This is a genomic window from Pseudomonas sp. TE9122, assembly GCF_056278925.1.
Genome location: NZ_JBWBQI010000001.1, coordinates 5078430 through 5103699, shown reverse-complemented (window position 1 = coordinate 5103699; position 25270 = coordinate 5078430). Strand labels below are relative to the sequence as shown.

At 61.0% G+C, this 25270-nt stretch carries 25 protein-coding genes; 17 read left to right on the top strand and 8 right to left on the bottom strand.

Annotated features, from left to right (window positions below):
• Positions 1 to 50 precede the first annotated feature (50 nt).
• A complete protein-coding gene (locus tag ACZ9BE_RS23070; protein ID WP_150637045.1) occupies positions 51 to 629 on the bottom strand; it encodes a DUF6436 domain-containing protein in 579 nt (192 codons plus the stop codon).
• A 99-nt stretch (positions 630 to 728) separates the two neighbouring features.
• Between ACZ9BE_RS23070 and bipL the strand changes: the two genes are divergently transcribed.
• The gene (bipL, locus tag ACZ9BE_RS23065; RefSeq protein ID WP_476249981.1) at positions 729 to 1676 is read left to right on the top strand and encodes a phospholipase BipL; all 948 of its coding nucleotides are present in this window, start codon (positions 729 to 731) and stop codon (positions 1674 to 1676) included.
• Positions 1677 to 1808: 132 nt separating this feature from the next.
• Here bipL and ACZ9BE_RS23060 read toward each other — a convergent pair whose 3' ends face one another.
• Positions 1809 to 2540, bottom strand: a complete 732-nt coding sequence (locus ACZ9BE_RS23060; RefSeq protein ID WP_024014712.1) for a DUF2059 domain-containing protein — start codon at positions 2538 to 2540, stop codon at positions 1809 to 1811.
• 108 nt (positions 2541 to 2648) lie between these two features.
• On the opposite strand from ACZ9BE_RS23060, the gene ACZ9BE_RS23055 reads away from it, so the two are divergent.
• Positions 2649 to 3281, top strand: coding sequence for a 2OG-Fe(II) oxygenase (locus ACZ9BE_RS23055; RefSeq protein WP_476249980.1), 633 nt, complete (start codon positions 2649 to 2651; stop codon positions 3279 to 3281).
• 2 nt (positions 3282 to 3283) lie between these two features.
• Positions 3284 to 3769: a 2-thiouracil desulfurase family protein gene (locus ACZ9BE_RS23050; protein WP_236167736.1), complete on the top strand. Its 486-nt coding sequence runs from the start codon at positions 3284 to 3286 to the stop codon at positions 3767 to 3769.
• A gap of 224 nt (positions 3770 to 3993) precedes the next feature.
• Here ACZ9BE_RS23050 and ACZ9BE_RS23045 read toward each other — a convergent pair whose 3' ends face one another.
• Complete coding sequence (locus ACZ9BE_RS23045; protein ID WP_125925409.1) at positions 3994 to 4557, bottom strand: transporter substrate-binding domain-containing protein; 564 nt, start codon at positions 4555 to 4557, stop codon at positions 3994 to 3996.
• A gap of 135 nt (positions 4558 to 4692) precedes the next feature.
• Here ACZ9BE_RS23045 and ACZ9BE_RS23040 point away from each other — a divergent pair, with 135 nt between their 5' ends.
• On the top strand, positions 4693 to 5118 hold the full coding sequence (locus ACZ9BE_RS23040) for a DUF4399 domain-containing protein (protein WP_041476862.1): 426 nt from the start codon (positions 4693 to 4695) through the stop codon (positions 5116 to 5118).
• 118 nt (positions 5119 to 5236) lie between these two features.
• On the opposite strand, the gene serA is transcribed toward ACZ9BE_RS23040, so the two are convergent.
• Positions 5237 to 6466, bottom strand: a complete 1230-nt coding sequence (gene serA / locus ACZ9BE_RS23035) for a phosphoglycerate dehydrogenase (RefSeq protein ID WP_024014707.1) — start codon at positions 6464 to 6466, stop codon at positions 5237 to 5239.
• A gap of 205 nt (positions 6467 to 6671) precedes the next feature.
• Between serA and ACZ9BE_RS23030 the strand changes: the two genes are divergently transcribed.
• The 4 genes from ACZ9BE_RS23030 to ACZ9BE_RS23015 all read left to right on the top strand — a co-directional run bounded on the left by ACZ9BE_RS23030 (position 6672) and on the right by ACZ9BE_RS23015 (position 10936).
• Positions 6672 to 8066, top strand: a complete 1395-nt coding sequence (locus tag ACZ9BE_RS23030; protein ID WP_024014706.1) for an FAD-binding oxidoreductase — start codon at positions 6672 to 6674, stop codon at positions 8064 to 8066.
• 41 nt (positions 8067 to 8107) lie between these two features.
• The gene (locus tag ACZ9BE_RS23025) at positions 8108 to 8773 is read left to right on the top strand and encodes a fumarylacetoacetate hydrolase family protein (protein WP_024014705.1); all 666 of its coding nucleotides are present in this window, start codon (positions 8108 to 8110) and stop codon (positions 8771 to 8773) included.
• A 204-nt stretch (positions 8774 to 8977) separates the two neighbouring features.
• Entirely contained in the window at positions 8978 to 9901 is a 924-nt protein-coding gene (locus ACZ9BE_RS23020) for an SdiA-regulated domain-containing protein (protein ID WP_252868441.1), read from the top strand.
• Between the two features lie 117 nt (positions 9902 to 10018).
• A complete protein-coding gene (locus tag ACZ9BE_RS23015; RefSeq protein ID WP_056786260.1) occupies positions 10019 to 10936 on the top strand; it encodes an SdiA-regulated domain-containing protein in 918 nt (305 codons plus the stop codon).
• A 143-nt stretch (positions 10937 to 11079) separates the two neighbouring features.
• Here ACZ9BE_RS23015 and rpiA read toward each other — a convergent pair whose 3' ends face one another.
• On the bottom strand, positions 11080 to 11754 hold the full coding sequence (rpiA, locus tag ACZ9BE_RS23010) for a ribose-5-phosphate isomerase RpiA (protein WP_007913886.1): 675 nt from the start codon (positions 11752 to 11754) through the stop codon (positions 11080 to 11082).
• 317 nt (positions 11755 to 12071) lie between these two features.
• On the opposite strand from rpiA, the gene ilvA reads away from it, so the two are divergent.
• Both ilvA and ACZ9BE_RS23000 read left to right on the top strand, forming a co-directional pair.
• A complete protein-coding gene (gene ilvA / locus ACZ9BE_RS23005; protein WP_016772678.1) occupies positions 12072 to 13586 on the top strand; it encodes a threonine ammonia-lyase, biosynthetic in 1515 nt (504 codons plus the stop codon).
• 41 nt (positions 13587 to 13627) lie between these two features.
• Entirely contained in the window at positions 13628 to 14041 is a 414-nt protein-coding gene (locus ACZ9BE_RS23000) for a DUF2269 family protein (protein WP_476249979.1), read from the top strand.
• A gap of 120 nt (positions 14042 to 14161) precedes the next feature.
• Here ACZ9BE_RS23000 and ACZ9BE_RS22995 read toward each other — a convergent pair whose 3' ends face one another.
• Positions 14162 to 14818 carry a histidinol-phosphatase gene (locus ACZ9BE_RS22995; protein WP_056786265.1) on the bottom strand — a complete coding sequence of 219 codons (657 nt, stop codon included), beginning with the start codon at positions 14816 to 14818 and terminating at the stop codon, positions 14162 to 14164.
• Positions 14819 to 14961: 143 nt separating this feature from the next.
• Here ACZ9BE_RS22995 and ACZ9BE_RS22990 point away from each other — a divergent pair, with 143 nt between their 5' ends.
• Positions 14962 to 15441 carry an RNA pyrophosphohydrolase gene (locus ACZ9BE_RS22990; protein ID WP_003229203.1) on the top strand — a complete coding sequence of 160 codons (480 nt, stop codon included), beginning with the start codon at positions 14962 to 14964 and terminating at the stop codon, positions 15439 to 15441.
• 22 nt (positions 15442 to 15463) lie between these two features.
• Entirely contained in the window at positions 15464 to 17743 is a 2280-nt protein-coding gene (ptsP, locus tag ACZ9BE_RS22985; RefSeq protein WP_041476855.1) for a phosphoenolpyruvate--protein phosphotransferase, read from the top strand.
• Positions 17744 to 17865: 122 nt separating this feature from the next.
• On the opposite strand, the gene ACZ9BE_RS22980 is transcribed toward ptsP, so the two are convergent.
• Positions 17866 to 18612 (bottom strand): NRDE family protein, encoded by a 747-nt coding sequence (locus tag ACZ9BE_RS22980; RefSeq protein ID WP_423663407.1) that lies wholly within the window; start codon positions 18610 to 18612, stop codon positions 17866 to 17868.
• Between the two features lie 130 nt (positions 18613 to 18742).
• On the opposite strand from ACZ9BE_RS22980, the gene ACZ9BE_RS22975 reads away from it, so the two are divergent.
• The 3 genes from ACZ9BE_RS22975 to ACZ9BE_RS22965 all read left to right on the top strand — a co-directional run bounded on the left by ACZ9BE_RS22975 (position 18743) and on the right by ACZ9BE_RS22965 (position 21442).
• The gene (locus ACZ9BE_RS22975; RefSeq protein ID WP_016772682.1) at positions 18743 to 19525 is read left to right on the top strand and encodes a sulfite exporter TauE/SafE family protein; all 783 of its coding nucleotides are present in this window, start codon (positions 18743 to 18745) and stop codon (positions 19523 to 19525) included.
• Positions 19526 to 19604: 79 nt separating this feature from the next.
• On the top strand, positions 19605 to 20420 hold the full coding sequence (lgt, locus tag ACZ9BE_RS22970; RefSeq protein WP_016772683.1) for a prolipoprotein diacylglyceryl transferase: 816 nt from the start codon (positions 19605 to 19607) through the stop codon (positions 20418 to 20420).
• 50 nt (positions 20421 to 20470) lie between these two features.
• Positions 20471 to 21442: a thymidylate synthase gene (locus tag ACZ9BE_RS22965; RefSeq protein ID WP_476249978.1), complete on the top strand. Its 972-nt coding sequence runs from the start codon at positions 20471 to 20473 to the stop codon at positions 21440 to 21442.
• A 125-nt stretch (positions 21443 to 21567) separates the two neighbouring features.
• On the opposite strand, the gene cadR is transcribed toward ACZ9BE_RS22965, so the two are convergent.
• On the bottom strand, positions 21568 to 22017 hold the full coding sequence (gene cadR / locus ACZ9BE_RS22960) for a Cd(II)/Pb(II)-responsive transcriptional regulator (RefSeq protein WP_016772685.1): 450 nt from the start codon (positions 22015 to 22017) through the stop codon (positions 21568 to 21570).
• An 84-nt stretch (positions 22018 to 22101) separates the two neighbouring features.
• Here cadR and ACZ9BE_RS22955 point away from each other — a divergent pair, with 84 nt between their 5' ends.
• Positions 22102 to 24357, top strand: a complete 2256-nt coding sequence (locus ACZ9BE_RS22955) for a heavy metal translocating P-type ATPase (RefSeq protein ID WP_476249977.1) — start codon at positions 22102 to 22104, stop codon at positions 24355 to 24357.
• Positions 24358 to 24372: 15 nt separating this feature from the next.
• A complete protein-coding gene (locus tag ACZ9BE_RS22950) occupies positions 24373 to 25236 on the top strand; it encodes a LysR family transcriptional regulator (protein WP_476250150.1) in 864 nt (287 codons plus the stop codon).
• Positions 25237 to 25270 lie beyond the last annotated feature (34 nt).

The following is a 25270-nucleotide window of genomic DNA, read 5'->3' as shown; positions in this document are numbered from 1 at the left end:
CACAGAGCATCTGTGTGGTGCAGCGCTGTCCTTGAAAAGTCCGGAATGCCTTACTTCGCGTCCGCCGGCCATGGGCAATAACAACCCACCGCCAAGGTGTGAGTAGCATTGACCGGGCGATCTTCCGTCAGGGCATGCAGGATCGGTTCGATAAAGCTGTTGCTGGAGTTGCAGGTCAAGCCTTCGCTGTACGGGCCGAAGTAGGCGAGTTTGCCGCTGCGATCCCAGATCGCCACGGCAGGGCTGGCGGGGATCTGTTCGGCGCCGGGCAGGACGACGATGGTTTTCAGGCTGGCGAGGGTGGCGGGCAACTGGCCGTGGCTGCCGGGCTTTTGCACGGCGAAGAACTCCACGCCACGCGCGCCGAACTGTTCGACCATCTCGCTCAGGTGCTGTTGATTGCCGACATTGCACGGACAGGCCGGGTCCCAGAAGTGCACGAGGCGGATATTTCCCGGCCCGGCGAGGTTGTCCGGCAGGCGCAGCGGGTCACCGGAAAATACCGCCGTATGTTCGCTGAACGCGCGCAGATAGCGGCCCTGAAACCAGTCATATGCCGCCCACAGCACCCCGGCGCAGATCAGCGCGAGCAGGCTGGCGAACAGTGCGGTGCGGTAGGGCGAACGCATGATTTCGGAATCTGAAAAGGTTGGCTAGCTTGCCATGCTTGCTCCGACAGATGAATATCGCAGGCCGATAAAGTCCGTTTACCGCTTTGGAATGTCCGCATGCCTGATACTTTCGACCCCGATCATTTACGCGCGAGCCTCAAGCCATTGGCCGAGTGGCAGCCGTTATCGGATGAGGCGAAGGATTATCAGCGCTTCTACAAGACCGACTTCGCCGAGCGCGATGTCTGGCGCGGCATGGGTCGTTTCGAAGTCGATGGCTACGAGCTGGTCAGCCATTGCTGGTGGCCGGAGAAGGTCAAGGCGACGCTGTTTCTGCTCCACGGTTATTACGACCACATCGGCCTGTACCGGCATGTGATCGAGTGGGCGCTGGATCAGGATTTCGCCGTGATCGCCTGCGACTTGCCGGGCCATGGTCTGTCGAGCGGGCTACGGGCAAGCATTCGTGATTTCGCTGAATACCAGGACGTGTTGCAGGCGCTGTTCGCTGAAGCGAACTCGATCGCGCTGCCGCAGCCTTGGCATTTGTGCGGGCAAAGCACCGGTGGCGCGATTGTCGTCGATCACCTGCTCAACCATGGCGAGAACAGCCCGGCGCAGGGGCAGGTGATTCTGCTGGCGCCGTTGGTGCGGCCGAGGGCGTGGGGCTGGTCGCAGCTGAGTTATTACCTGCTGCGGCCGTTTGTGCGCGGGGTGGTGCGACGCTTTAGCGAGAATTCCAACGATCCGGATTTTCTGCCGTTTCTGCAGGCCGACCCGTTACAGCCAAGACGTCTGCCAACGAAATGGGTGGGCGCGCTGTCGCGCTGGATCATCCGCGTCGAGCACGCGAAAAAAAGTCCGCGACGGCCGCTGATCATTCAGGGGCAGGCGGACATGACTGTCGACTGGCAGCACAATCTGCAGGTGTTGAAATGGAAGTTCGACCGGCCGCAGATACTGCTGTTGGCCGAGGCACGGCATCACCTGGCCAATGAAACGGCGGAGATGCGTGAGGAGTATTTCGAATTCTTGAGCAAGCGGATCAGGGGCAGGAATCTGTAGCGGCTGTGCGGGTCTCTTCGCGAGCAGGCTCGCTCCCACAGGGAATTCGGGATGCTCACACATTTTGTGTCCACTGATGATCCAATGTGGGAGCGAGCCTGCTCGCGAATGCGATCTTTCAGGCAACGAAGATTATTGGCCGACCGCCAACCCCGCCCGAATCGCCGCCAGTGCCGCCTGGTAGTAAGCCTTGCCCTCGGTCGACTCGGCAAACGTCGCAAACTCTTCCAGCTCTTCATCCGACAAATCGCGATAGACGTAGAGCAACGTGTTGTTCAGATCGGCGCCGATCTGATCCATCAGCCGCTGGCGCTGACCATTCAGCATGCCCTGTGCCTGTCCACCGCCAAGCAATCCCGGAATCATCGAACTCAAGCTGTCCGCTGCCACGCCGGCAATCGCCAGGCTGACCTCGGCGCCAGCCTCACGGGCCGGCAGGGCCTGGGCGAGATGGCCGATGATCAGCAAGCGACTGTCGCTGGCCTGCATCTTCGGCAGGCCCTGGGCATTTTTTGCCAGTTGATCGCGACGGGTCGCCAGCAATTCGGCGGCGACGATTTTCTTGCCCAGTGGTGACTGGAAGAAGGTCAGCGCCGGTTTCGGGTCGGCGAGTTTCTGCCGCAGTTGCGCTTCGGCACGCTGATCCATGGCCTGCGCGGCGAAGCGCTGATTGCTGTTGTTGACCAGCGCCTGAAATACCGCGGGCGGCAGGCTGTTCTGATAGCGCTGCTGGGCGGCGCTCAGGGCATCGTTGAAATGCGCGCGTTGTTCTGGCCAGCCGGCGACCTTGTACAACTGATCGTGGCCGTCCGCCCAGGCGGGCAATACGCAGAACATCAACAGTGAAAAAAGCAAACGGCGCATAGGGACTCCTGTCAGCAGCGGACTATTGTCCGTGCGGTGCCGGTACTTGTCGAGAATTCGTAGCAAGGCGCTGCGTGGCTCTGTCGGATTTGTTGCCGTCGGCATACTATGCGCGCCATGCCGATATCCTCTGAACACCCGCTGCTGTTACGCATTGTCGACGACCTGGCCGAACACGGCTGGTCGCAGCAGAACATCTTCCTGCCCGCCGATCTGACCCGGGCGCTGGCGGCCGAGTGCCGTAAACGTGAAGCCGAGGGTGAGCTGGCGCCGGCGGCGGTCGGACGCGGGCCGTTTTCGGAGATTCGCGAGGGTATTCGCGGCGATCACATCCAGTGGATCGACCCGGGTCAGGCCGACGCCACTGACCGCTACCTGAGCCTGATGGACAGTCTGCGCGAGGCGCTCAATCGTGGCTTGTTTCTGGGGCTTGAAGATTTCGAATGCCATTTCGCCCTGTACCCGCCCGGCGCGTTTTACCTCAAGCACCTCGACCGCTTTCGCGATGATGACCGGCGCATGGTCTCGGCCGTCATCTACCTCAACGACGCCTGGTTGCCGGAGGACGGTGGCCAGTTGCGCATGTACCTGGGCGAGGAACGTGTGCACGACGTGCAGCCTACCGGCGGCTGCCTGGTGGTGTTTCTCTCCGGCGAAGTGCCCCACGAAGTGTTGCCGGCCCAGCGCGAACGGCTGTCGCTGACTGGCTGGTTCCGTCGCCGTGGCAACGAGCCGTTCTGAACATGGAAAAGATCCTGGTCAGTCGCTGCCTGCTGGGCCATCGCGTGCGCTATGACGGTGGCGCGAGCGGGCCGTTTGATCTGCTTGAGCAGTGGATCGAAGAAGGGCGGGTAGTGCCGTTGTGTCCGGAGGTGGCCGGTGGATTGCCGACGCCGCGGGCGGCGGCGGAGATTCCCGGCGGGCAGGGCGGTGAGGTGCTGGATGGCATTGCCGCAGTCATCACTACTGAGGGCGAGGATGTCAGCGCGCAATTTCTCGAGGGGGCGCGGCAAGCGCTGGAACTGGTGCAAAAGCACGGCATTCGGGTGGCGGTGCTCAAGGCCAACAGCCCCTCTTGCGGGAATCTGTTGACGTATGACGGCACGTTCAGTGGGGTCAAAGTCAGTGGCGAAGGGGTGACGGCGGCGTTGCTCAAGCGTCATGGGGTTCGGGTTTTCAGTGAACTTGAGCTGGTTGAGGCGGCGGTGACTCTGGCGGCTTTGGACTGATCCGCCATCGTTGCCCTCACCCCAGCCCTCTCCCGGGGGGAGAGGGGGCCGACCGAGGTGTCTGGCGCTGTCCATCGACCTGAAAGACCTTGGCGACCAGGGATTCGACAAAGCCATGATCAGTCGATTTCGGATTCGTTATAGCAATCCCAAGTCGGCGTACCTCTAAAGCATCCCCGGATCAGTTCCCTCTCCCTCCGGGAGAGGGTTAGGGTGAGGGGCTCTTACGGTTTCAACCACTTCTCGGACAGCGCCGCCAACCGCCCATCCGCCTTGATCCGTTCCAGCGCGCTCTTTAGGCTGGCCTGAAATGCCGGATTACCCTTCTGAAACGGGATCGCCAACTCGACCGGCGCTGCCGCTTTCGGCTTCGCTTCGGTCAACGCCTGCACCAGCACCATCGGTCGCGGCGTCTCGTCCTTCTTTGCCAGCAACTGCCCGTCGACCTCGCCGTACGGCTCGCTGAAGTCGAAACGATCCTTGAGTTCGGGTGTCAGTGCTATGTGGTTGAGCGCGACATCGTATTTGCCGCTTTCAACGCCCTGGAGCAGGTCGCCCTCGTCGGTGACGATGAAGTCGGCGCGTACATCCAGCTCCTGGGCCAGAAGTTGCCCAAGCTCGACCTCGAACCCCGTGAGGGTGTCGCCTTCCTTGTAATTGAAGGGCGGTGTATTAGCCTCAAGGGCTATGCGCAGCTCGCCACGGTCGTTGACGTCATCAATCAGTTCGGCGTGAGCCAGCGGGCTCAGAAGGGGTAGCAGGCAGATCAGGCCAGGCAGCAAGCGCATGGTCACTCCTTTGAAATCATTATCGCGACGCTCTGATTCAGGCTCGCTTTGCTATGGTTGTCGAGTGCCTTCGACAACGAATGGTCATGAAGTTGTCATGGCCGTGCGGATTTTACGGAAAAACTGGAGAAGAAAATGAAAAGCTTTATGTCTCGTGCAGCGTTGGCCGGTGTGCTGATGGGTGTTTCGGTGCTGGCCAGTGCGGCGACACCGGCGCCGAAGGATGCTGAAGTGTTCATCGTTTCTCCCGAGGACGGCGCCACCGTCTCGCAGGAATTCAAGGTCAAGTTCGGCGTCAAGAACATCGCGCTGGCCCCGGCGGGTGACACCACCAGGAACACCGGCCACCATCACCTGCTGATCGACGTCGACGACCTGCCGGCCGAAGGCGCGCCGATCCCGACTGACGCCCATCACATGCATTTCGGCAAGGCGCAGACCGAAGCTACGATCAAACTGGCCCCCGGCAAGCACACCTTGCAACTGATCCTCGGCGACAGCGGCCACATGCCGTTCGACCCATCGATCGTTTCGGAAAAAATCACGGTCAACGTGAAATAAAAAAAGGGAGCCTTTCGGGGCTCCCTTTTTTATTCAGCTTCAAGTGGCTAGCTGCAAGCGGCAAGTAAAGGCAAAGCGCTTTCACTTGCCGCTTGTAACTTGCGGCTTGTAGCTGCTTTTAGAAAAGCACCCGACTACGGATAGTACCGTTGACGTGTTGCAGCTTCTCTTGCGCCAGCTCCGAGTATTCGGCATCGACGTCGATCACCACGTAACCGACCTTCTCGTTGGTCTGTAGGAACTGACCGGAGATGTTGATGCCGTTTTCGGCGAAGACCTTGTTGATCTCGCTCATCACACCCGGGATGTTCTCGTGGATGTGCAGCAGGCGGTGCTTGCCAGGGTGAGCCGGCAGGGCCACTTCCGGGAAGTTGACCGACGACACCGAGGTACCGTTGTCGCTGTACTTGACCAGTTTCTCCGCTACTTCCAGACCGATGTTGGCTTGCGCTTCGGCGGTCGAGCCGCCGATGTGCGGGGTCAGGATCACGTTGTCGAGGCCACGCAGCGGGCTTTCGAACTCTTCGTCGTTGGAGCGGGGCTCCACCGGGAACACGTCGATGGCCGCGCCGATCAGGTGCTTGTCCTTGATCGCGTCCGCCAAGGCGTCGAGCTCGACCACGGTGCCACGTGCAGCGTTGATCAGAATGCCGCCCTTCTTGATGGCGCGGATTTCCTTCTCGCCGATCATCCACTGAGTGGCGGCGGTTTCCGGTACGTGCAGGGTGACGATATCGGACATGCCCAGCAGCTCGTGCAGATTGTTGACCTGCGTAGCGTTGCCCAGTGGCAGCTTGGTCACGGTGTCATAGAAGAACACTTGCATGCCCAGACCTTCAGCCAGCACCGACAACTGCGTGCCGATCGAGCCGTAGCCGACGATGCCCAGCTTCTTGCCACGGATCTCGAACGAGTTGGCAGCGGACTTGATCCAGCCGCCACGGTGGCAGGAGGCATTTTTCTCAGGGATGCCGCGCAGCAGCAGGATCGCTTCGGCCAGTACCAGTTCCGCTACGGAACGGGTGTTGGAGTACGGTGCGTTGAACACGGCGATACCGCGCTCGCGGGCCGCACTGAGGTCAACCTGGTTCGTGCCGATGCAGAAACAGCCGACCGCGACCAGTTTCTTCGCGTGATCGAAGATCTCTTCGGTCAGTTGCGTGCGCGAGCGAATGCCGATGAAGTGAGCGTCAGCAATCTTTTCCTTGAGCTGGGCTTCCGGCAAGGAACCAGTCAGGTATTCGATGCTGGTGTAGCCCGCCGCCTTGAGGACGTCGACAGCCGATTGGTGGACGCCTTCGAGAAGAAGGAACTTGATCTTGCTCTTATCGAGAGAAGTCTTGCTCATCTGCGTAAACCTGTATCCCGGAGAAAAATGGCAGGGAGGGAGCAGCCTGGAGCTGACCCGCACGGCAACAAAGCCGTCACCGCGGATCTGGCCTTGGGCACTGTCCGGCGGGGTCGGTATGCTAGCATAGCCACCCCGCTAAACACTCATTCCTGCGACGTGAAGCGTTCTCAGGATGACCATGAATTGTTCGAGAGTTCTGTCGATGACCAATCCTGCGCTGATTGATGAACTGAAGACCCTGGTTGAGCCTGGCAAAGTCCTCACTGACGCCGACTCCCTGAACACTTACGGCAAGGATTGGACCAAACACTTCGCCCCGGCACCGAGCGCCATCGTGTTTCCCAAGACCATCGAGCAAGTGCAGGCCGTGGTGCGTTGGGCCAACACTCACAAGGTTGCGCTGGTGCCATCCGGCGGGCGCACCGGGTTGTCCGCCGCTGCGGTGGCGGCCAATGGCGAAGTGGTGGTTTCGTTCGATTACATGAACCAGATTCTCGACGTCAACCTCACCGACCGCACTGCCGTGTGCCAACCGGGCGTGGTCACTGAGCATCTGCAGAACGTCGCCGAAGAAAACGGCCTGTACTATCCGGTCGACTTCGCCTCGGCAGGTTCCAGCCAGATTGGCGGCAATATCGGCACCAATGCCGGCGGGATCAAAGTGATTCGCTACGGCATGACCCGCAACTGGGTGGCCGGCATGAAAGTCGTCACCGGCAAGGGCGATGTGCTCGAACTGAACAAGGACCTGATCAAGAACGCCACCGGTTACGACTTGCGTCAGCTGTTCATCGGCGCCGAGGGCACCCTCGGTTTCGTCGTCGAAGCGACCATGCGCCTTGATCGCGCGCCGAAAAACCTCACGGCGATGGTCCTCGGCACCGCCGATTTCGATTCGATCATGCCGGTGCTGCATGCCTTCCAGGGCAAACTCGACCTGACGGCGTTCGAATTCTTCTCCGACAAGGCCCTGGCCAAGGTCATGGGCCGTGGCGACGTGCCGGCGCCATTCGACACCGAGTGCCCGTTCTACGCCCTGCTGGAATTCGAAGCGACCACCGAAGAAGTGGCCAACAGCGCGCTGGAAACCTTCGAACACTGCGTAGAACAGGGCTGGGTGCTCGACGGCGTGATGAGCCAGAGCGAAACCCAGCTGCACAATCTGTGGAAGCTGCGCGAGTACATCTCCGAAACCATCTCCCACTGGACGCCGTACAAGAACGACATCTCGGTTACCGTCTCGAAAGTGCCGGCGTTCCTGCGCGAAATCGACGCGATCGTTGGCGAGCACTACCCGGATTTCGAAATCGTCTGGTTCGGCCACATCGGCGACGGCAATCTGCACCTGAATATCCTCAAACCGGAAAACCTGAGCAAGGACGAGTTCTTCGCCAAGTGCGCCACCGTCAACAAGTGGGTGTTCGAAACCGTCGAGAAATACAACGGCTCGATCTCGGCCGAGCACGGCGTCGGTATGACCAAGCGTGATTACCTGACCTACAGCCGCTCGCCGGCCGAGATCGAGTACATGAAAGCGGTCAAGGCAGTCTTCGACCCGAACGGCATCATGAACCCGGGCAAGATTTTCCCGGTTTGATCGGTAATCTCTGTTGAATCAATAAAGGCAGGAGTCGGTAAATGAGCTATCAGCACCAGTACGTCGACGGCACGCGCATTCACTTCCCGATCGGGAAAGTCGTGTGCATTGGCCGCAATTACGCCGAACACGCCAAGGAACTGGATAACCCAGTGCCGACCGAGCCGCTGCTGTTCATCAAGCCGGGCAGTTGCGTGGTGCCGCTGGAAGGCGGGTTCAGCATTCCGACCGAGCGTGGTTCAGTGCACTACGAGGCGGAGATCGCCGTGTTGATCGGCAAGCCGCTGTCGACCAAGCCGAGCCGTGAAGAAGTCCTCGATGCGATCTCAGGCTTCGCCCCGGCGCTGGACCTGACCCTGCGCGACAAGCAAGCCGAGCTGAAAGCCAAGGGCCTGCCGTGGGAAATCGCCAAGTCGTTCGACGGCGCGGCGGTGATCGCGCCGTTCGTGGTCGGCAGCACCTTCGCTGACCTGACCGACATCGGCATCCGCCTGACCATCAACGGCGAAGTGCGCCAGGACGGCAACAGCAGCGCGATGCTCAACCCGATCGTGCCGATGATCCAGCACATGGCTGGCTGCTTCTCGCTGCAGGCCGGTGACGTGATCCTTACGGGTACGCCAGTGGGCGTCGGCCCGCTGAACGTCGGCGATGAAATCGTCCTCGAGCTGCCGGGGGCGAGCAGCTTCAGCAGCAGCGTGCGCTAACCGCGGAACCCCTTGCAGGGGGTGAGCTTTGTGGTGAGGGTATAAATCCCCTCGCCACAAGTGTGTTGCTGGCAAACGCACACGGCAATCCCGCCATTTCCCGTTTTTTTCACATCCTCTCTGGATAATTCCCGCGATTCTGGCGTCTCAGCCGGCCTCTTTGTGCTATTACCCTTGGCCTGAATTAACGGAACGCATCCCTCGATGGCATCTCGAACTCAGCAGAAATCCCCCTCCCGTTCGCGCTTCGTCCTGCGCTGGTATGTCTGGCTGTTGCTGGTCATCGCCGCAGCCTATGGGCTGGCGTTCGCCATGCATTGGGATGATCGCGGCGTGCTGTGGGTGCTGGAGCGCTTCGAGAGCAAGGCCGAGCAAAAGGAGAGTGTGTGGCTGCCGGATTATCAGGTGGTGATCGATGCCAAGCCGCTGCCGGGGATGGAGAAAGACGAAGCCTCGGATCTGGCCTACAACCCGCAGACCAAGACCCTGTTTGCGGTGATGGGCAAGAATGCCTTCCTGGTCGAGCTGACGCTTCAGGGCGACGTGTTGCGCAAGATGCCGTTGGTGGGCTGGAGCAATCCGGAAGGCTTGACGGTCATGGAAAACGGTTTGCTGGCCATTGTCGATGAGCGTGAGCATACGTTGTCGATCATTAAGGTCGATGCCGCGACTCGTGAGCTGAACATCGCCGATTTCCCCAAATACGACCTCGGGCCGTCGAAAGATCAGAACAAGGCATTTGAGGCCATCACGTGGGATCCGCGCAATCAGCGATTGATTCTGGGGGAGGAACGCCCACCGGCGCTGTTCACGTGGAAAAGCGATGGCGGCCAGACCCTGCAGGGCGACAAGCAGAAACTGGCCAGCGATCAGCTGGATCTGCGCAACCTGTCGGCGCTGGCTGTCGATCCGCGCACTGGCCATCTGCTGGTGCTGTCGGCGGATTCACATCTGTTGCTTGAACTCGACGAGGATGGCAAGCAAGTCAGCTTCATGACGTTGCTTGGGAATTTCAACGGTCTGAAAGACACCATTCCCCGCGCCGAAGGCATGACCATGGATGAGGACGGCACGCTGTACATGGTCAGCGAGCCGAACCTGTTCTACCGATTCGAAAAACATCGGTAACTTTCCCTACAGTAATTGCGGAATTGCGCAGTTGTCGTGCGAGGCAAGTGGCCATTAAGCTTCAATTCAGACGGGCGTGATATTTCATCGGCCTGTCATGAATCCGAGCCTGCCTGAATGCGTCGACTTGCCCGCCCCAAACCGCTGATTCTCGTCCTGTTGATGATTGTCCTGATTGCCTTGATCGCGATCGGCCAATACCTGCGTCTGTTCGAGCGCGCCTGGTTCAACCTGCACACGCTGTGGCAACCGGTGAGCAGCGAGGCGATCGGGCTCGACCAGTATCGGGTGACGATCGAGGCGCGGCCGATCGAGGGGCTCGACGATGACGTCTCGGCGCTGACCTACGATCCGGTGCGCAAAAGTCTGTTCACGGTCACCAACAAGAATTCCGAACTGGTCGAATTGTCCCTGGAAGGCAAGATTCTGCGGCGCATCGCTCTAGTGGGGTTTGGCGATCCGGAAGCCGTCGAGTACATCAGTGCCGACACCTACGTGATCACCGACGAGCGTCAGCAACGCCTGATCAAGATTCACCTCGAGGCCGACACCACTTTTCTCGATGCCGAGGATGCCGAGCAAATGACCCTTGGCGTGCACATGTCCGGCAACAAGGGTTTCGAAGGGCTTGCTTATGATTCTGTGGGCAAGCGGCTGTTCGTGGCGAAAGAACGCGACCCGATGCTGATCTACGAAGTCCACGGTTTTCCGCATTTCAAACCGGACAAGACCTACGCGGTGCACGTGATCAACAACCCCAAGCGCGATGCCGGGATGTTCGTGCGTGATCTGTCGAGTCTGCAGTACGACGAGCGCAGCGGGCACTTGCTGGCGCTGTCGGACGAGTCGCGGTTGATTATCGAGCTGGATGTCGACGGGCGCCCGTTGAGCACCATGTCGATCAGCGGCGGGCGCCAGGGTTTGCAGAAAACCGTGCCGCAGGCGGAGGGGATTGCAATGGATGATGACGGTACGTTGTACCTGGTGAGCGAGCCGAATCTGTTTTACGTGTTCAAGAAACCCACACCAAACTAACTGACATCACAAAACACTGTGGGAGCGAGCCTGCTCGCGAAGGCGGTTGATCAGTCTCTGAATATGTTGACTGACCCGACGCTTTCGCGAGCAGGCTCGCTCCCACAGGTTTATTTATCAGCCCATGGCAAGTGGGCAGTCTGTTACTCAGCCTTCAGCGTCTTCACGCCTTCACTGGTGCCCAGCAACAACAGATCCGCCGGGCGCGCGGCGAACAGGCCGTTGGTGACCACGCCGACGATGGCATTGATCTGTGCTTCCAGCTCCACCGGGTTGGTGATCTGCAGGTTGAACACGTCGAGGATGATGTTGCCGTTGTCGGTCAGCACGCCTTCGCGGTAGACCGGGTCGCCACCGAGTTTGACCAGTTGGCGGGCGACGTGGCTGCGGGCCATCGGGATGACTTCCACCGGCAGCGGGAACTCGCCGAGTACCGGCACCAGTTTGCTGGCGTCAGCGATGCAGATGAAGGTCTTGGCCACGGCGGCGACAATCTTCTCGCGGGTCAGGGCCGCGCCGCCGCCCTTGATCAGGTTCAGGTGCGCATCGCTTTCATCGGCGCCGTCGACGTAGAACTCCAGATCGCTGACGGTATTCAGCTCATATACCGGAATCCCATGGCCCTTGAGGCGCGCGGCAGTGGCTTCGGAGCTGGCAACGGCGCCATCGAACGCGCCCTTGTGCTGGGCCAGGGCGTCGATGAAGCAGTTGGCGGTGGAGCCGGTGCCGACGCCGACGATGCTCTTGTCGTCGAGTTTCGGCAGGATGAAGTCGACGGCGGCCTGGGCCACGGCCTGTTTGAGTTGATCCTGGGTCATGCGGGCTCCGGAAGCGGGCAAGGGTTGGGCAGAAAGGCCGGCATTATAGGCCTCGCGGTGGTACAGGGGGAAACAAGCTGTGGCGAGGGGATTTATCCCCGTTCGGCGACGCAGTCGTCGTAAAACCCAGGAACGCGGTGTGACTGAAAAAAAGCAGGGGAGCGCTTCGCACTCCAGCGGGGATAAATCCCCTCACCACAACGGTGCTCACTCAAGATTGGGTTTCCAGACCTTAAAACCACCTGTTTAGTGTGGTCGCCTCGGCAAAAGGCGGGTTAGACTCGCTGGTCCCGCCCAATCGCCAGTGATGCTTTCCGATGCTCGAACAGTACGTCAAAAAGATCCTCACCTCGCGCGTTTATGACGTTGCCGTAGAAACCCCGCTGCAGAACGCCCGCCAGCTCTCCGAGCGGCTGGGCAATGACATCTGGCTCAAGCGCGAAGACTTGCAGCCGGTGTTCTCGTTCAAGATTCGCGGCGCCTACAACAAGCTGACGCAATTGAGCGACGAAGAGCGCGCTCGTGGCGTGGTCACCGCGTCGGCGGGCAATCATGCGCAGGGTCTGGCTCTGGCGGCGAAAGTGTTGGGCGTCAAAGCCACCATCGTCATGCCCAAGACCACCCCGGAAATCAAAGTCGAAGGCGTGCGTTCGCGCGGCGGCAAAGTGGTGCTGCACGGTGACTCGTTTCCGGAGGCGCTGGCCTATTCGCTGAAACTGGTCGATGAAAAAGGCTACGTCTACATCCACCCGTACGACGATCCGCACACCATTGCCGGGCAGGGCACCGTGGCCATGGAAATCCTGCGTCAGCACCCGCAGCCGCTGGATGCGATCTTCGTCCCGGTTGGCGGTGGTGGTCTGATCGCCGGTATTGCCGCGTACGTGAAATACCTGCGTCCGGACATCAAGGTAATTGGCGTCGAGCCGGACGATTCCAACTGCCTGCAAGCGGCAATGGCAGCGGGCGAGCGCGTGGTTCTGCCGACCGTGGGCATTTTCGCCGACGGCGTGGCGGTGGCGCAGATCGGCCAGTACACCTTCGAAATCTGCAAGGATTACGTCGATGAAGTGATTACTGTCAGCACCGACGAGATCTGCGCAGCAATCAAGGATATCTACGACGATACCCGCTCGATCACCGAGCCTGCCGGCGCGCTGGGCGTGGCCGGGATCAAGAAGTATGTTGAGCAGCGTGGCGTCAGCGGCCAGACTTTCGTCGCCATCGACTCCGGTGCCAACGTCAACTTCGACCGCCTGCGCCACGTCGCCGAACGCGCCGAACTGGGCGAAGGGCGCGAGGCGATCATCGCCGTGACCATTCCGGAAAAAGCCGGCAGCTTCAAGGCGTTCTGCGAAGCCATCGGCAAGCGCCAGATCACTGAATTCAACTACCGCTACAACACCGGCAGCGAAGCGCACATCTTCGTCGGCGTACAGACCCACCCGGACAACGATCCGCGCAGCGCCTTACTGGCGAGTCTGACAGAGCAGGGGTTTCCGGTGCTCGACCTGACCGACAACGAACTGGCCAAGCTGCACATCCGCCACATGGTCGGCGGCCGCGCGGCGCAGGTGGTCGATGAAGTGGTGCTGCGCTTCGAATTCCCGGAGCGCCCGGGCGCGTTGTTCAACTTCCTCAACAAGCTCGGCGGGCGCTGGAATATCTCGATGTTCCACTACCGCAACCACGGCGCGGCTGATGGCCGTGTGGTTGCCGGCCTGCAAGTGCCCCATGACGAACGTCATCTGGTGCCGGCGGCACTGGCGGAAATCGGCTACCCGTATTGGGATGAAAGCGACAACCCGGCCTATCAGCTGTTTCTTGGCTAAGCGGCTACGCTGATGGGCATGGATCTACGGAAGAGAACGACATGGAAACCCTGACCACCCTGAAAGTCCTCCACGTCGCGGCGACCGTGGTGATCCTCGCGAGCGGGCTGGGGCTCGCCGCCCTGACCTGGCGAAATCGCAGCGAAGGGCCGGCCAGTACGATGCGCCGTCCCTGGCTGTTCATCTGGTGTCTGATGCTGATCGGCATGCTCAGCATGCCCTTCACCGGCTGGTGGTTGGTGCATCTGGTTGGCTGGCCGTTGGGCCAGTTTTGGATTCTGGGTTCCAGCGTGATCTACGCCGTGGCCACGTTCAGTGCGGTCTGGCTGCTGGTCCGGCTGGATCGGCTGTGGACAAGCGGGGTGGGCAACCGCACATTCAATCTGGCGCTGGCGATTGTCAGCGGCGTCGGATTTGTCGCCATAGCGGCGTTGATGGGGGCCAAGCCGGTTTAAGGCTTGAGGCCGAGTTGACCCCCATCGCTGGCAAGCCAGCTCCCACAGGGGTATTCAGTGAACACAGATTAAGTGGACACTGAGAACCCTGTGGGAGCTGGCTTGCCAGCGATAGCAATCTTAGCCGCGCAACGAAATCACCGGCCAGCCACGCTTCTCGGCCTCGGCCCGCAGATTCGGATCCGGATCCACCGCCACCGGATTCGCCACCTGCTCCAGCAGCGGCAGATCATTCATCGAATCGCTATAGAAATAGCTGTCCTCGAGCGAATAGCCGGTCTCTTCCAGCCAGCGATTGAGGCGCGTGACCTTGCCTTCGCGGAAGCACGGGATGTCGGTGCTGCGCCCGCTGTAGCGGCCGTCGATCATTTCGCATTCGGTGGCAATCAGGGTTTCCACGCCCAGGCGCACGGCGATCGGTGCCGTCACGAAACGGTTGGTGGCGGTGATGATCACTAGTTTGTCGCCGGCATCGCGGTGCTTCTTCAGCAGCTCCAGTGCCTTGGGCAGCACGATCGGCTCGATGCAGTCGCGCATGTAATCGCTGTGCCATTGCTCAAGCACGGCCATTTCCGTGCGGCCGAGAATTTCCAGGCAGAAGTTCAGGTAGGCGGCGTTGTCCAGCTTGCCGGCCAGGTAATCCTGATAGAACTCGTCGTTACGCGCCTTGTAGGCGATCGGGTCGAGGAAGCCGCGCTCGCACAGATAATCGCCCCAAGCGTGATCGCTGTCGCCGCCCAGAAGGGTGTTGTCCAAATCGAATAAAGCCAGGCGCATTGCAGTTACCCGCTGAAAAGTCAGTAAAAAGGCGACAAGAATACGGTCTTTTCACAAGAGTGCACATAAGGTAGGAACCTTCGTTGCCGCCTGATCAAGCTTTGTGGAACAATGCGGCGACATGCGTTTGCGAGGTTGTTGCCGTGATCGACCCCGATGGTTTCCGCCCCAATGTCGGGATCATTCTGACGAATGACGCCGGCCAGGTGCTATGGGCTCGCCGTATCAATCAGGACGCCTGGCAGTTTCCGCAAGGGGGGATCAACCCCGAGGAGACGCCGGAAGACGCCTTGTACCGCGAGCTGAACGAAGAAGTTGGCCTGGAACGTGAAGATGTTGAAATACTGGCCTGTACCCGAGGCTGGTTGCGCTATCGTTTGCCGCAACGCCTGGTGCGTACCCACAGCCAACCGCTGTGCATCGGCCAGAAACAGAAATGGTTCCTCCTGCGCCTGATCTCCAACGAGCAGCGGGTGCGGATGGATCTGACCGGTAAACCGGAGTTCGATGGCTGGCGCTGGGTCAGCTATTGGTATCCGTTGGGCCAGGTGGTGACATTCAAGCGCGAGGTGTATCGACGCGCTCTCAAAGAGCTTGCCCCGCGCCTTTTAGCGCGCGACTGACGACGGAGTTCGACCCCGAGCCATGCTCAATACGCTGCGCAAGATCGTCCAGGAAGTTAACTCCGCCAAGGATCTCAAGGCGGCGTTGGGGATTATTGTGTTGCGCGTCAAAGAGGCCATGGGCAGCCAGGTCTGCTCGGTCTACCTGCTTGATCCGGAAACCAATCGCTTCGTCCTGATGGCCACCGAGGGCTTGAACAAGCGCTCGATCGGCAAGGTCAGCATGGCCCCCAACGAGGGTCTGGTCGGTCTGGTCGGCACGCGTGAAGAACCCCTGAACCTGGAAAACGCGTCGGTTCACCCGCGCTATCGCTACTTCGCCGAAACCGGTGAAGAGCGTTACGCCTCGTTCCTCGGTGCACCGATCATTCACCACCGCCGCGTCGTCGGCGTGTTGGTCATCCAGCAGAAAGAACGCCGCCAGTTCGACGAAGGTGAAGAAGCCTTCCTCGTGACCATGAGCGCGCAGCTTGCCGGTGTGATCGCCCACGCCGAGGCCACCGGTTCGATCCGTGGTCTGGGCCGGCAGGGCAAGGGCATTCAGGAAGCCAAGTTCGTCGGCGTACCGGGTTCGCCGGGTGCTGCCGTCGGTACCGCCGTGGTCATGCTGCCGCCGGCGGACCTGGACGTGGTGCCGGACAAGACCATCACCGACATCGACGCTGAGCTGGCGCTGTTCAAGACTGCCATCGAAGGCGTGCGCGCCGACATGCGCGCCTTGTCCGCCAAACTCGCGACCCAGCTGCGCCCGGAAGAGCGCGCGCTGTTCGACGTCTACCTGATGATGCTCGACGATGCCTCGCTGGGCAGCGAAATCACCACCGTGATCAAGACGGGGCAGTGGGCTCAGGGCGCGCTGCGTCAGGTGGTCACTGAGCACGTCAACCGTTTCGAACTGATGGACGACGCCTACCTGCGCGAGCGTGCTTCGGACGTCAAAGACCTTGGCCGCCGCTTGCTCGCCTATCTGCAGGAAGAGCGCCAGCAGAATCTGGTCTACCCGGAAAAAACCATTCTGGTCAGCGAAGAGCTGACGCCGGCGATGCTCGGCGAGGTGCCGGAAGGCACGCTGGTCGGTCTGGTTTCGGTACTCGGTTCGGGTAACTCTCACGTCGCGATTCTCGCCCGAGCCATGGGCATTCCGACGGTGATGGGCCTGGTCGATCTGCCGTACGCCAAGGTCGACGGCATCGAAATGATCGTCGACGGCACCCGTGGCGAGGTCTACACCAACCCGAGCGAAGTGCTGCGCAAGCAGTTCGCCGAAGTCGTCGAAGAAGAGAAACAACTGGCGCTGGGCCTCGACACCCTGCGCGACCTGCCGTGCGTGACCCTCGATGGCCACCGCATGCCGCTGTGGGTCAACACCGGCCTGCTCGCCGATGTGGCGCGGGCGCAGAAGCGTGGCGCCGAAGGGGTCGGCCTGTACCGTACCGAAGTGCCGTTCATGATCAACCAGCGCTTCCCGAGCGAGAAGGAACAGCTGGCGATCTACCGCGAACAGCTCGCCGCGTTCCACCCGCAACCGGTGACCATGCGCAGCCTCGACATCGGCGGTGACAAGTCGCTGTCGTACTTCCCGATCAAGGAAGACAACCCGTTCCTCGGCTGGCGCGGTATCCGCGTCACCCTCGACCACCCGGAAATCTTCCTGGTGCAGACGCGCGCGATGCTCAAGGCCAGCGAAGGCCTGAACAACCTGCGGATTCTGCTGCCGATGATCTCCGGCACTCACGAACTCGAAGAAGCCCTGCACCTGATCCACCGTGCCTGGGGCGAAGTGCGCGACGAAGGCACCGACGTGCCGATGCCGCCGATCGGCGTGATGATCGAAATCCCGGCAGCGGTGTACCAGACCAAGGAACTGGCGCGGATGGTCGACTTCCTCTCCGTCGGCTCCAACGACCTGACCCAGTATCTGCTGGCGGTAGACCGCAACAACCCGCGCGTCGCCGACCTCTACGACTATCTGCACCCTGCGGTGCTGCAAGCTCTGCAAACCGTGGTCACTGACGCCCATGCCGAAGGCAAACCGGTGAGCATCTGCGGCGAGATGGCCGGTGATCCGGCGGCGGCGGTGCTGTTGATGGCGATGGGTTTCGACAGCTTGTCGATGAACGCCACCAACCTGCCGAAGGTGAAGTGGATGTTGCGTCAGGTGAACCTGAGCAAGGCGCAGGAGATGCTGGCGGAATTGATGAAGATCGATAACCCGCAGGTTATCCACAGCTCGCTGCAACTGGCGCTGAAGAATCTCGGGTTGGCCAAGATGAATTCGCCGGTGGTGACCAAGGCTCTCTAAAAGGCTGATGCCCTCTTCGTCGGAACGCCGCCCGGAGCAGGCTCGCTCCCACTGGGATTCGTATCGATCACGAAACCCAGGTGGGAGCGAGCCTGCTCGCGAAGGCGCCAGTTCAGGCACCGCTAAACCACAATCTCCACCTCGCCCAAATGCCCGCCATACGGCCCAAAACTGCGCTCCACCATCCGCCGCGTTCCGTCCGCCTGCACAACCAACGCTGTACTCGCCCGCGTTCCGTAACTTTGGCTGGCAATAAACACGCTCGACAGCAACGACTCCGTCGCCATGCCCACCCCGGTATCCGGCAATTCGGCCTCGGGTGCGGTCTGTGCATCGCTGAGCAAGGTCAACAAATGCTCAGGCTGCGGATCATCCAGTACCGCGCTCAACGCCGCCCTGGCCTTGAGCAGTTTCGGCCAGGGCGTATCCAGCCCCGCGTTGGATAACCCATAAACTCCAGGCTGCAACATCACCGGCTCTGACGCTCGTGCATTGAAATGCCACAACTCATGGGCATTGCCCAGCAGCAGATTGAACCCGGCATATTCGGCGGCACGGGCCACTACATCGCTCAAATAATCATCAATCGACAGATCAGTCGTGAGAAACCGCGCCACCAGCTCGCCCCGGGATTTGGTGGCCGGCGGCTGTTGCGGATCGCGAATATTGGTCAGCGCGGCGAAGCGTCCGTTGCTGCCGATCCCCAGCCAGGTGCCGCCAGCTTCAAGATCGCGCCCGGCATGCACCTGTGACGCCTCGGGCCAAGGTGCCAATGGCAGGCTGGGGCGGGCGTAGAACTCGTCGCGGTTGGCCGCGACGATCAGCGGATGGGCATGGCCCGGGCGCCAGGCGAAAACAATCAGGCACATAAGGTGGTCCTTGTGTGTTTTTTGCCCACTCTACGCATCCGGCGTCCGTGCATCCATCGCCAGTGGAGCAGAAGGCTGCGCATCCGTTAACATGCCGCTCCTGTTTTGCCGATGCGTGCTGGAGACGGTCATGGAATTTCTGCTCTACCTGGCGCTCGGTGCCTGTGCGGGCGTGCTCGCCGGGCTGTTTGGCGTTGGCGGCGGGATCATCATCGTCCCGGTGCTGGTGTTCAGCTTCACTTTGCAGGGCTTCGATCAGTCGATTCTTACGCATTTGGCGGTAGGGACGTCGCTGGCGACGATCATATTCACCTCGGTCAACGCCGTGCGTGAACATCACCGCCGTGGCGCGGTGCGCTGGGCGATTTTTCGCTGGATGACCGTGGGTATCCTGCTCGGTGCCGGTTTCGGAGCGCTGACTGCTGAAGCGATCTCCGGGCCGAACCTGCAAAAGATCATCGGTGTTTTCGCTCTGGTGATCGCCGTGCAACTGGCGCTGGATGTCAAACCCAAGGCCAGCCGAACGGTACCGGGCAAACTCGGTCTGACTGCCGCCGGTACGGTGATTGGCTGGGCCTCGGCGATTTTCGGTATAGGCGGCGGCTCGCTGACCGTGCCGTTTCTGACCTGGCGCAGCGTGCCGATGCAGCAGGCCGTGGCGACCTCATCGGCCTGTGGCCTGCCGATCGCTCTGGCCAGTGCAGCAAGTTTCATGATTCTGGGGTGGCACGATCCGTTGTTGCCGGCCCATAGTCTCGGTTTTGTTTATCTGCCGGCATTGTTGGGCATCGCCCTGACCAGCATGGTCTTCGCTCGGCTCGGCGCGCGTCTGGCGCACAGGTTGTCGCCGCGCTTGCTGAAAAGGCTGTTCGCCGCTTTGCTGTTCTGCGTGGGTTTGAGCTTTCTGCTCTGACCGCGTGGCAATCCTGGCTTAATCCTGAGGTGGCAGCGTCGCCCGGGAATTTCGCTTTCAACTCTAACAAGGAGTCGCAATGCTGCCTTACCCGCAGATCGACCCGGTGGCCCTGGCCATCGGTCCGCTGAAAATCCACTGGTACGGTCTGATGTACCTGATCGGCATCGGCGGCGCGTGGCTGTTGGCGTCGCGCCGGCTCAACCGCTTCGACCCGACCTGGACCAAGGAGAAACTCTCCGATCTGGTGTTCTGGCTATCGATGGGCGTGATCGTCGGCGGCCGTCTGGGTTACGTGCTGTTCTATGATCTGAGCGCGTACCTGGCCAACCCGACGCTGATTTTCGAAGTGTGGAAGGGCGGCATGTCGTTCCACGGCGGATTCATCGGCGTGATGCTCGCGGCCTTGTGGTTCGGCAAGCGCAATGGCAAGTCGTTCTTCCAGCTCATGGACTTCGTCGCGCCGATGGTGCCGATCGGTCTGGGCGCCGGGCGCATCGGCAACTTCATCAACGCCGAGTTGTGGGGCAAGGCGACCGACGTGCCTTGGGCGATGGTGTTCCCGCCGTTCAGCGATCCGGCGCAGTTGCCGCGCCACCCGTCGCAGCTGTATCAGTTCGCCCTCGAAGGCGTGGCGCTGTTCCTGATCCTGTGGATCTTCTCGCGCAAACCGCGTCCGACCATGGCGGTCTCCGGCATGTTCGCGCTGTTCTACGGCATCTTCCGTTTCATCGTCGAGTTCGTCCGCGTCCCGGATGCTCAGCTCGGCTACTTGGCGTGGAACTGGCTGACCATGGGCCAGGTGCTCTGCGTGCCGATGATTGTCGGCGGGCTGTTGCTGATCTGGCTGGCCTATCGTCGCGCCCCGGCAGCGCCGCTCGCGCCGACGGCTTAAACTACGAACCCCGGCGCGCGACGCCGGGGCTCCAAGGACACAGGTAACTCATGAAGCAATATCTCGAACTGGTCTCGCACGTCATTCAGAACGGCACCAAGCAAGCCAACCGCACCGGTATCAACACCATCAGTTTCCCGGGAGCGATGCTGCGTTTCGATCTGCAGGAAGGTTTCCCGGCGATCACCACGCGCAAAATGGCCTTCAAATCGGCCATCGGCGAGATGTGCGGGTTTCTCCGTGGCGTGAACAACGCCGCTGAATTCCGCGCGCTGGGCTGCAAGGTCTGGGACCAGAACGCCAACGAAAACGCGCAGTGGCTGGCCAACCCGTTCCGTCAGGGCGACGACGACCTCGGTGAAATCTACGGCGTGCAATGGCGCAAGTGGCCGGCGTACAAGCAGATCCCGCTGAGCAACACCGCCGCCATTGAACAAACCCTGGCCAACGGCTACAAGCAGATCGCTCAGGGCGAAGAAGACGGCCAGGCCTACGTCGTGCTGTACAAGGCGATCGATCAGGTACGCCAGTGCGTCGACACAATCATCAAGGATCCGGGCAGCCGCCGCATTCTGTTCCACGGCTGGAACGTCGCCCAGCTCGATGAAATGGCCCTGCCGCCATGCCATCTGCTGTACCAGTTCCACCCGAACGTCGAGACCAAAGAGATCTCGCTGACCCTGTACATCCGCTCCAATGATCTGGGACTGGGCACGCCGTTCAACCTCACCGAAGGCGCCGCACTGCTGAGCCTGATCGGTCGCCTGACCGGCTACACGCCGCGCTGGTTCACCTATTTCATCGGCGATGCGCACGTCTACGAAAACCACCTGGACATGCTCAACGAACAGCTCAAGCGCGAGCCGTTTGCCATGCCGAAACTGAAAATCTCCGACCGCGTGCCGGAGTTTGCCAAGACTGGTGTATATCAGCCGGAATGGCTGGAACTGGTGGAACCGGGTGATTTCTCGCTGGAAGGCTATGAGCACCATCCGCCGATGACCGCGCCGATGGCGGTCTAAACCACACCGCAATATCCCTGTGGGAGCGAGCCTGCTCGCGAAGAGGGCGTGTCAGTCACAGATGTGTCGACTGATACACCGCTTTCGCGAGCAGGCTCGCTCCCACATTTGTTTTTGCGGTGTGCTTAGTGGCCGTGGCTACGGCCGACGTGGGAATGCTCAACTTCGGTCGCAACAACCCCGCCACTCACTTCCAGCCGCTGCAAGATCCCGCATTGATCCGCCTCCGGCCCTTCGCCACAGCGTTGGCGCAGGTCGAGCAGTTGTGTCTGCAACGCCAATAACCCATCAATCCGCGCCTTCACATGCTGAATATGTTCGTCGATCAGCGCATTGACGCTCTCGCACTGATCCTGCGGGCTGTCGCGCAGGGCGAGGAGGCTGCGGATTTCTTCGAGGGTCATGTCGAGGGTGCGGCAGTTGCGGATGAAGGTCAGGCGCTCGGCGTGGGCCTGGGTGTAGACGCGGTAGTTGCCGTCGCTGCGCGCCGGTTCCGGCAGGAGGTTTTCGCGCTCGTAGTAGCGGATGGTTTCAACCGCACAGTCGGTGAGTTTCGCCAGTTCGCCGATCTTCATGACCGCCATCTCCAAAAGGGTGCTTGACCCTATAGTGGCTACAGGGTCTTTACTTGGCAACAGGCACCTTCATGGACGCGACCAATGAGCGATTCCCTGCACACCCACAAGCCCGGCGACGGTCACGATCACAGTCATAAATTGCAGCCCGTGCATAAACATGCGCATGGCGGCGATTCCTGCTGCTCGTCAAAAGCCGCCGCACCTGCGCGGGTGCAACTGAGCGAAAAGACCAGCGCCGACGCGCGCCTGAGCAGCTTCCGCATCGAGGCAATGGACTGCCCGACCGAGCAGACGCTGATCCAGAACAAACTCGGCAAACTGGCCGGGGTGCAGCAACTGGAATTCAACCTGATCAACCGCGTACTTGGCGTGACCCACAATCTGCCGGGCACCGAGCCGATCACCGAAGCGATCAAGTCCCTCGGCATGCACGCCGAGCCGCTGGAGGCGGGTGTCGACGCGCCAGTACCGGCAGCGGTGAAAAAACACTGGTGGCCATTGGCGCTGTCCGGCTTGACCGCGCTGGGCGCCGAAGTCATTCATTTCACCAGCGCCGCGCCGGACTGGGTGGTGGCAATCGTTGCGCTGGTGTCGATTCTCAGTGGCGGCCTCGGCACCTATAAAAAGGGCTGGATCGCCCTGAAGAACCGCAATCTCAACATCAATGCGCTGATGAGCATCGCCGTGACGGGCGCGATCCTCATCGGCCAGTGGCCGGAAGCGGCGATGGTGATGTTCCTGTTCACCGTCGCCGAGCTGATTGAGGCGCGCTCGCTGGATCGTGCACGCAATGCGATCAGCGGCTTGATGCAGATGACCCCGGAGCAGGCCACGGTATTGCAGGCTGACGGCAACTGGCGCGAACAAGAGGTAAAAAGCGTCGATCTCGGCGCCCGCGTGCGGGTGAAACCCGGCGAGCGCATCGCGCTGGACGGCGCGGTGGTCAGCGGCAGCTCGACCATCGACCAAGCGCCGATCACCGGCGAAAGCCTGCCGGTGGAAAAAACCGTCGGTGACAAAGTCTTCGCGGGCACCATCAATCAGGCCGGTTCGCTGGAATACACGGTGACCGCTGCGGCGAACAATTCGACCCTGGCGCGGATCATTCACGCCGTCGAACAGGCCCAGGGCGCGCGGGCGCCGACGCAGCGTTTCGTTGACCAATTCTCGAAAATCTACACCCCGGCGGTCTTCGTCTTCGCCTTGGCCGTGGCGATCATCCCGCCGTTGTTCATGGGCGCGGCGTGGTTCGACTGGATCTACCGCGCGCTGGTGTTGCTGGTGGTTGCCTGCCCGTGCGCACTGGTGATTTCCACCCCGGTGACCATCGTCAGCGGCCTCGCGGCAGCCGCGCGCAAGGGCATTCTGGTCAAGGGCGGCGTGTATCTGGAGGGCGGCTTCAAGCTTGATTATCTGGCGCTGGACAAGACCGGCACGATCACCCACGGCAAACCGGTGCAGACCGATTACCTGTCACTCGACCCGACGGCCGATGCCAGCGCACCGGCAATCGCCGCCGCGCTGGCCGGGCGCTCCGATCACCCGGTGTCGCTGGCGATTGCCAACGCCGCTGTGGATAAAAACCTCGCCGCGCTGACTGTGGATAACTTCGCCGCGCTGGGCGGGCGGGGCGTCAAAGGCGACATCAACGGCCAGACTTATCACTTGGGCAACCATCGTCTGGTCGAAGAGCTTGGCCTGTGCTCACCGCAGCTGGAAGAGAAGCTGTTCGCCCTGGAAAAGCAGGGCAAATCCGTGGTGTTGCTGCTCGACAAATCAGGCCCGCTGGCGCTGTTCGCCGTGGCCGACACGGTCAAGGAAACCAGCCGCGAAGCGATTCGTCAGTTGCATGAACTCGGGGTGAAAACCCTGATGCTGACCGGCGACAACGTCCACACCGCGCAAGCGATTGCCGCCCAGGTCGGCATCGACGAGGCGCGCGGAGATTTGCTGCCGACCGACAAGCTGCAAGCCATCGAAGATCTGTACAAGCAGGGCCACCGGGTCGGCATGGTCGGCGACGGCATCAACGACGCCCCGGCACTAGCCCGCGCCGAGATCGGTTTCGCCATGGCCGCCGCCGGCACCGATACCGCGATCGAAACCGCCGATGTCGCCCTGATGGACGACGATCTGCGCAAGATCCCTGCGTTCATCAGTCTGTCGCGCAACACCGCGAGCATCCTGAAACAGAACATTGCCTTGGCGCTGGTGATCAAGGCGATCTTTCTTGCGGTAACCTTCGCCGGGCTCGCCACCATGTGGATGGCGGTGTTTGCCGATATGGGCGTGAGCCTGCTGGTGGTGTTCAACGGTTTGCGCCTGCTGCGCAAGTAAACGTGAGGGATGGTTGTGCTGAGTGCCGAGCTGAAAGCGTTTTACATGGTCGCCCGCTTGGGCAGCATTACGCTGGCGGCGAAAAAACTCGGCCTCAGCCAACCGACCGTGACCACGCAGATCCGCAATCTGGAAAGTCAGTATTCGGTGGAGTTGTTCTACCGAGGCGGGCGCCGTTTAAGCGTCAGTGACGAAGGCGCGCGGCTGCTGCCGATGGTCAAGACCCTGTTGCAGCAAGAGGCGGACATCGAGTTCTTTCTGCGCAACAGCGGGCAAGTGCAGGGCACGCTGCGCATTGCCGCGACGGCGCCCTATTACATCCTTGATCTGGTGAAGACCTTCCGCGAGCGTTTGCCGCAGGTGGAAGTGTCGGTGGAGATCGGCAATTCGCAGCAAGTGCTCGAAGCGCTGGAGGATTACCGCGTGGATGTCGCGGCGTCGTCACAGCTGCTCGACGATGCGCGGTTGATTCGCCGGGTACTCGGCACCGATCCGCTGGTGCTGGCGGTGCATCGCAACCATCCGTTGGCCGCGCAGGAACATGTGACGCTGAACGCGCTGGCCGGGCATACGTTGTTGATGCGCGAGCCGGGTTCGACCACGCGGCGCTTGACCGAAGAGTTGCTGGCCAGCGCCGGGGTCAGTTTCGGGCCGTTGCTGGAGATCGGCAGCCGCGAGTCGATTCGCGAGGCGGTGCTGCGCAATATCGGCATCAGCATCATTGCCCGGCAGGAAGTGCCGCATGATCCGCAATTGCGCGTGCTGACCATCGAGAATGCGCCGCAGATTCCGGAGTATCTGTATTGCCTCAAAGACCGCAAGGGTGCGCGTCTGCCGGCGGCGTTCCTCGGCTTGGCACAAGAGATGTCTCCGGCATGAGACCTTCAATGTCTGAGAAGGCCTCTTCGCGAGC

Excerpts from the sequence above, each read along its gene's own strand:
- ACZ9BE_RS23070 (WP_150637045.1), bottom strand. The coding sequence starts at position 629 with ATGCGTTCGCCCTACCGCACCGCACTGTTCGCCAGCCTGCTCGCGCTG.
- bipL (WP_476249981.1), top strand. The coding sequence starts at position 729 with ATGCCTGATACTTTCGACCCCGATCATTTACGCGCGAGCCTCAAGCCA.
- ACZ9BE_RS23060 (WP_024014712.1), bottom strand. The coding sequence starts at position 2,540 with ATGCGCCGTTTGCTTTTTTCACTGTTGATGTTCTGCGTATTGCCCGCC.
- ACZ9BE_RS23055 (WP_476249980.1), top strand. The coding sequence starts at position 2,649 with ATGCGCGCCATGCCGATATCCTCTGAACACCCGCTGCTGTTACGCATT.
- ACZ9BE_RS23050 (WP_236167736.1), top strand. The coding sequence starts at position 3,284 with ATGGAAAAGATCCTGGTCAGTCGCTGCCTGCTGGGCCATCGCGTGCGC.
- ACZ9BE_RS23045 (WP_125925409.1), bottom strand. The coding sequence starts at position 4,557 with ATGCGCTTGCTGCCTGGCCTGATCTGCCTGCTACCCCTTCTGAGCCCG.
- ACZ9BE_RS23040 (WP_041476862.1), top strand. The coding sequence starts at position 4,693 with ATGAAAAGCTTTATGTCTCGTGCAGCGTTGGCCGGTGTGCTGATGGGT.
- serA (WP_024014707.1), bottom strand. The coding sequence starts at position 6,466 with ATGAGCAAGACTTCTCTCGATAAGAGCAAGATCAAGTTCCTTCTTCTC.
- ACZ9BE_RS23030 (WP_024014706.1), top strand. The coding sequence starts at position 6,672 with ATGACCAATCCTGCGCTGATTGATGAACTGAAGACCCTGGTTGAGCCT.
- ACZ9BE_RS23025 (WP_024014705.1), top strand. The coding sequence starts at position 8,108 with ATGAGCTATCAGCACCAGTACGTCGACGGCACGCGCATTCACTTCCCG.
- ACZ9BE_RS23020 (WP_252868441.1), top strand. The coding sequence starts at position 8,978 with ATGGCATCTCGAACTCAGCAGAAATCCCCCTCCCGTTCGCGCTTCGTC.
- ACZ9BE_RS23015 (WP_056786260.1), top strand. The coding sequence starts at position 10,019 with ATGCGTCGACTTGCCCGCCCCAAACCGCTGATTCTCGTCCTGTTGATG.
- rpiA (WP_007913886.1), bottom strand. The coding sequence starts at position 11,754 with ATGACCCAGGATCAACTCAAACAGGCCGTGGCCCAGGCCGCCGTCGAC.
- ilvA (WP_016772678.1), top strand. The coding sequence starts at position 12,072 with ATGCTCGAACAGTACGTCAAAAAGATCCTCACCTCGCGCGTTTATGAC.
- ACZ9BE_RS23000 (WP_476249979.1), top strand. The coding sequence starts at position 13,628 with ATGGAAACCCTGACCACCCTGAAAGTCCTCCACGTCGCGGCGACCGTG.
- ACZ9BE_RS22995 (WP_056786265.1), bottom strand. The coding sequence starts at position 14,818 with ATGCGCCTGGCTTTATTCGATTTGGACAACACCCTTCTGGGCGGCGAC.
- ptsP (WP_041476855.1), top strand. The coding sequence starts at position 15,464 with ATGCTCAATACGCTGCGCAAGATCGTCCAGGAAGTTAACTCCGCCAAG.
- ACZ9BE_RS22980 (WP_423663407.1), bottom strand. The coding sequence starts at position 18,612 with ATGTGCCTGATTGTTTTCGCCTGGCGCCCGGGCCATGCCCATCCGCTG.
- ACZ9BE_RS22975 (WP_016772682.1), top strand. The coding sequence starts at position 18,743 with ATGGAATTTCTGCTCTACCTGGCGCTCGGTGCCTGTGCGGGCGTGCTC.
- lgt (WP_016772683.1), top strand. The coding sequence starts at position 19,605 with ATGCTGCCTTACCCGCAGATCGACCCGGTGGCCCTGGCCATCGGTCCG.
- ACZ9BE_RS22965 (WP_476249978.1), top strand. The coding sequence starts at position 20,471 with ATGAAGCAATATCTCGAACTGGTCTCGCACGTCATTCAGAACGGCACC.
- cadR (WP_016772685.1), bottom strand. The coding sequence starts at position 22,017 with ATGAAGATCGGCGAACTGGCGAAACTCACCGACTGTGCGGTTGAAACC.
- ACZ9BE_RS22955 (WP_476249977.1), top strand. The coding sequence starts at position 22,102 with ATGAGCGATTCCCTGCACACCCACAAGCCCGGCGACGGTCACGATCAC.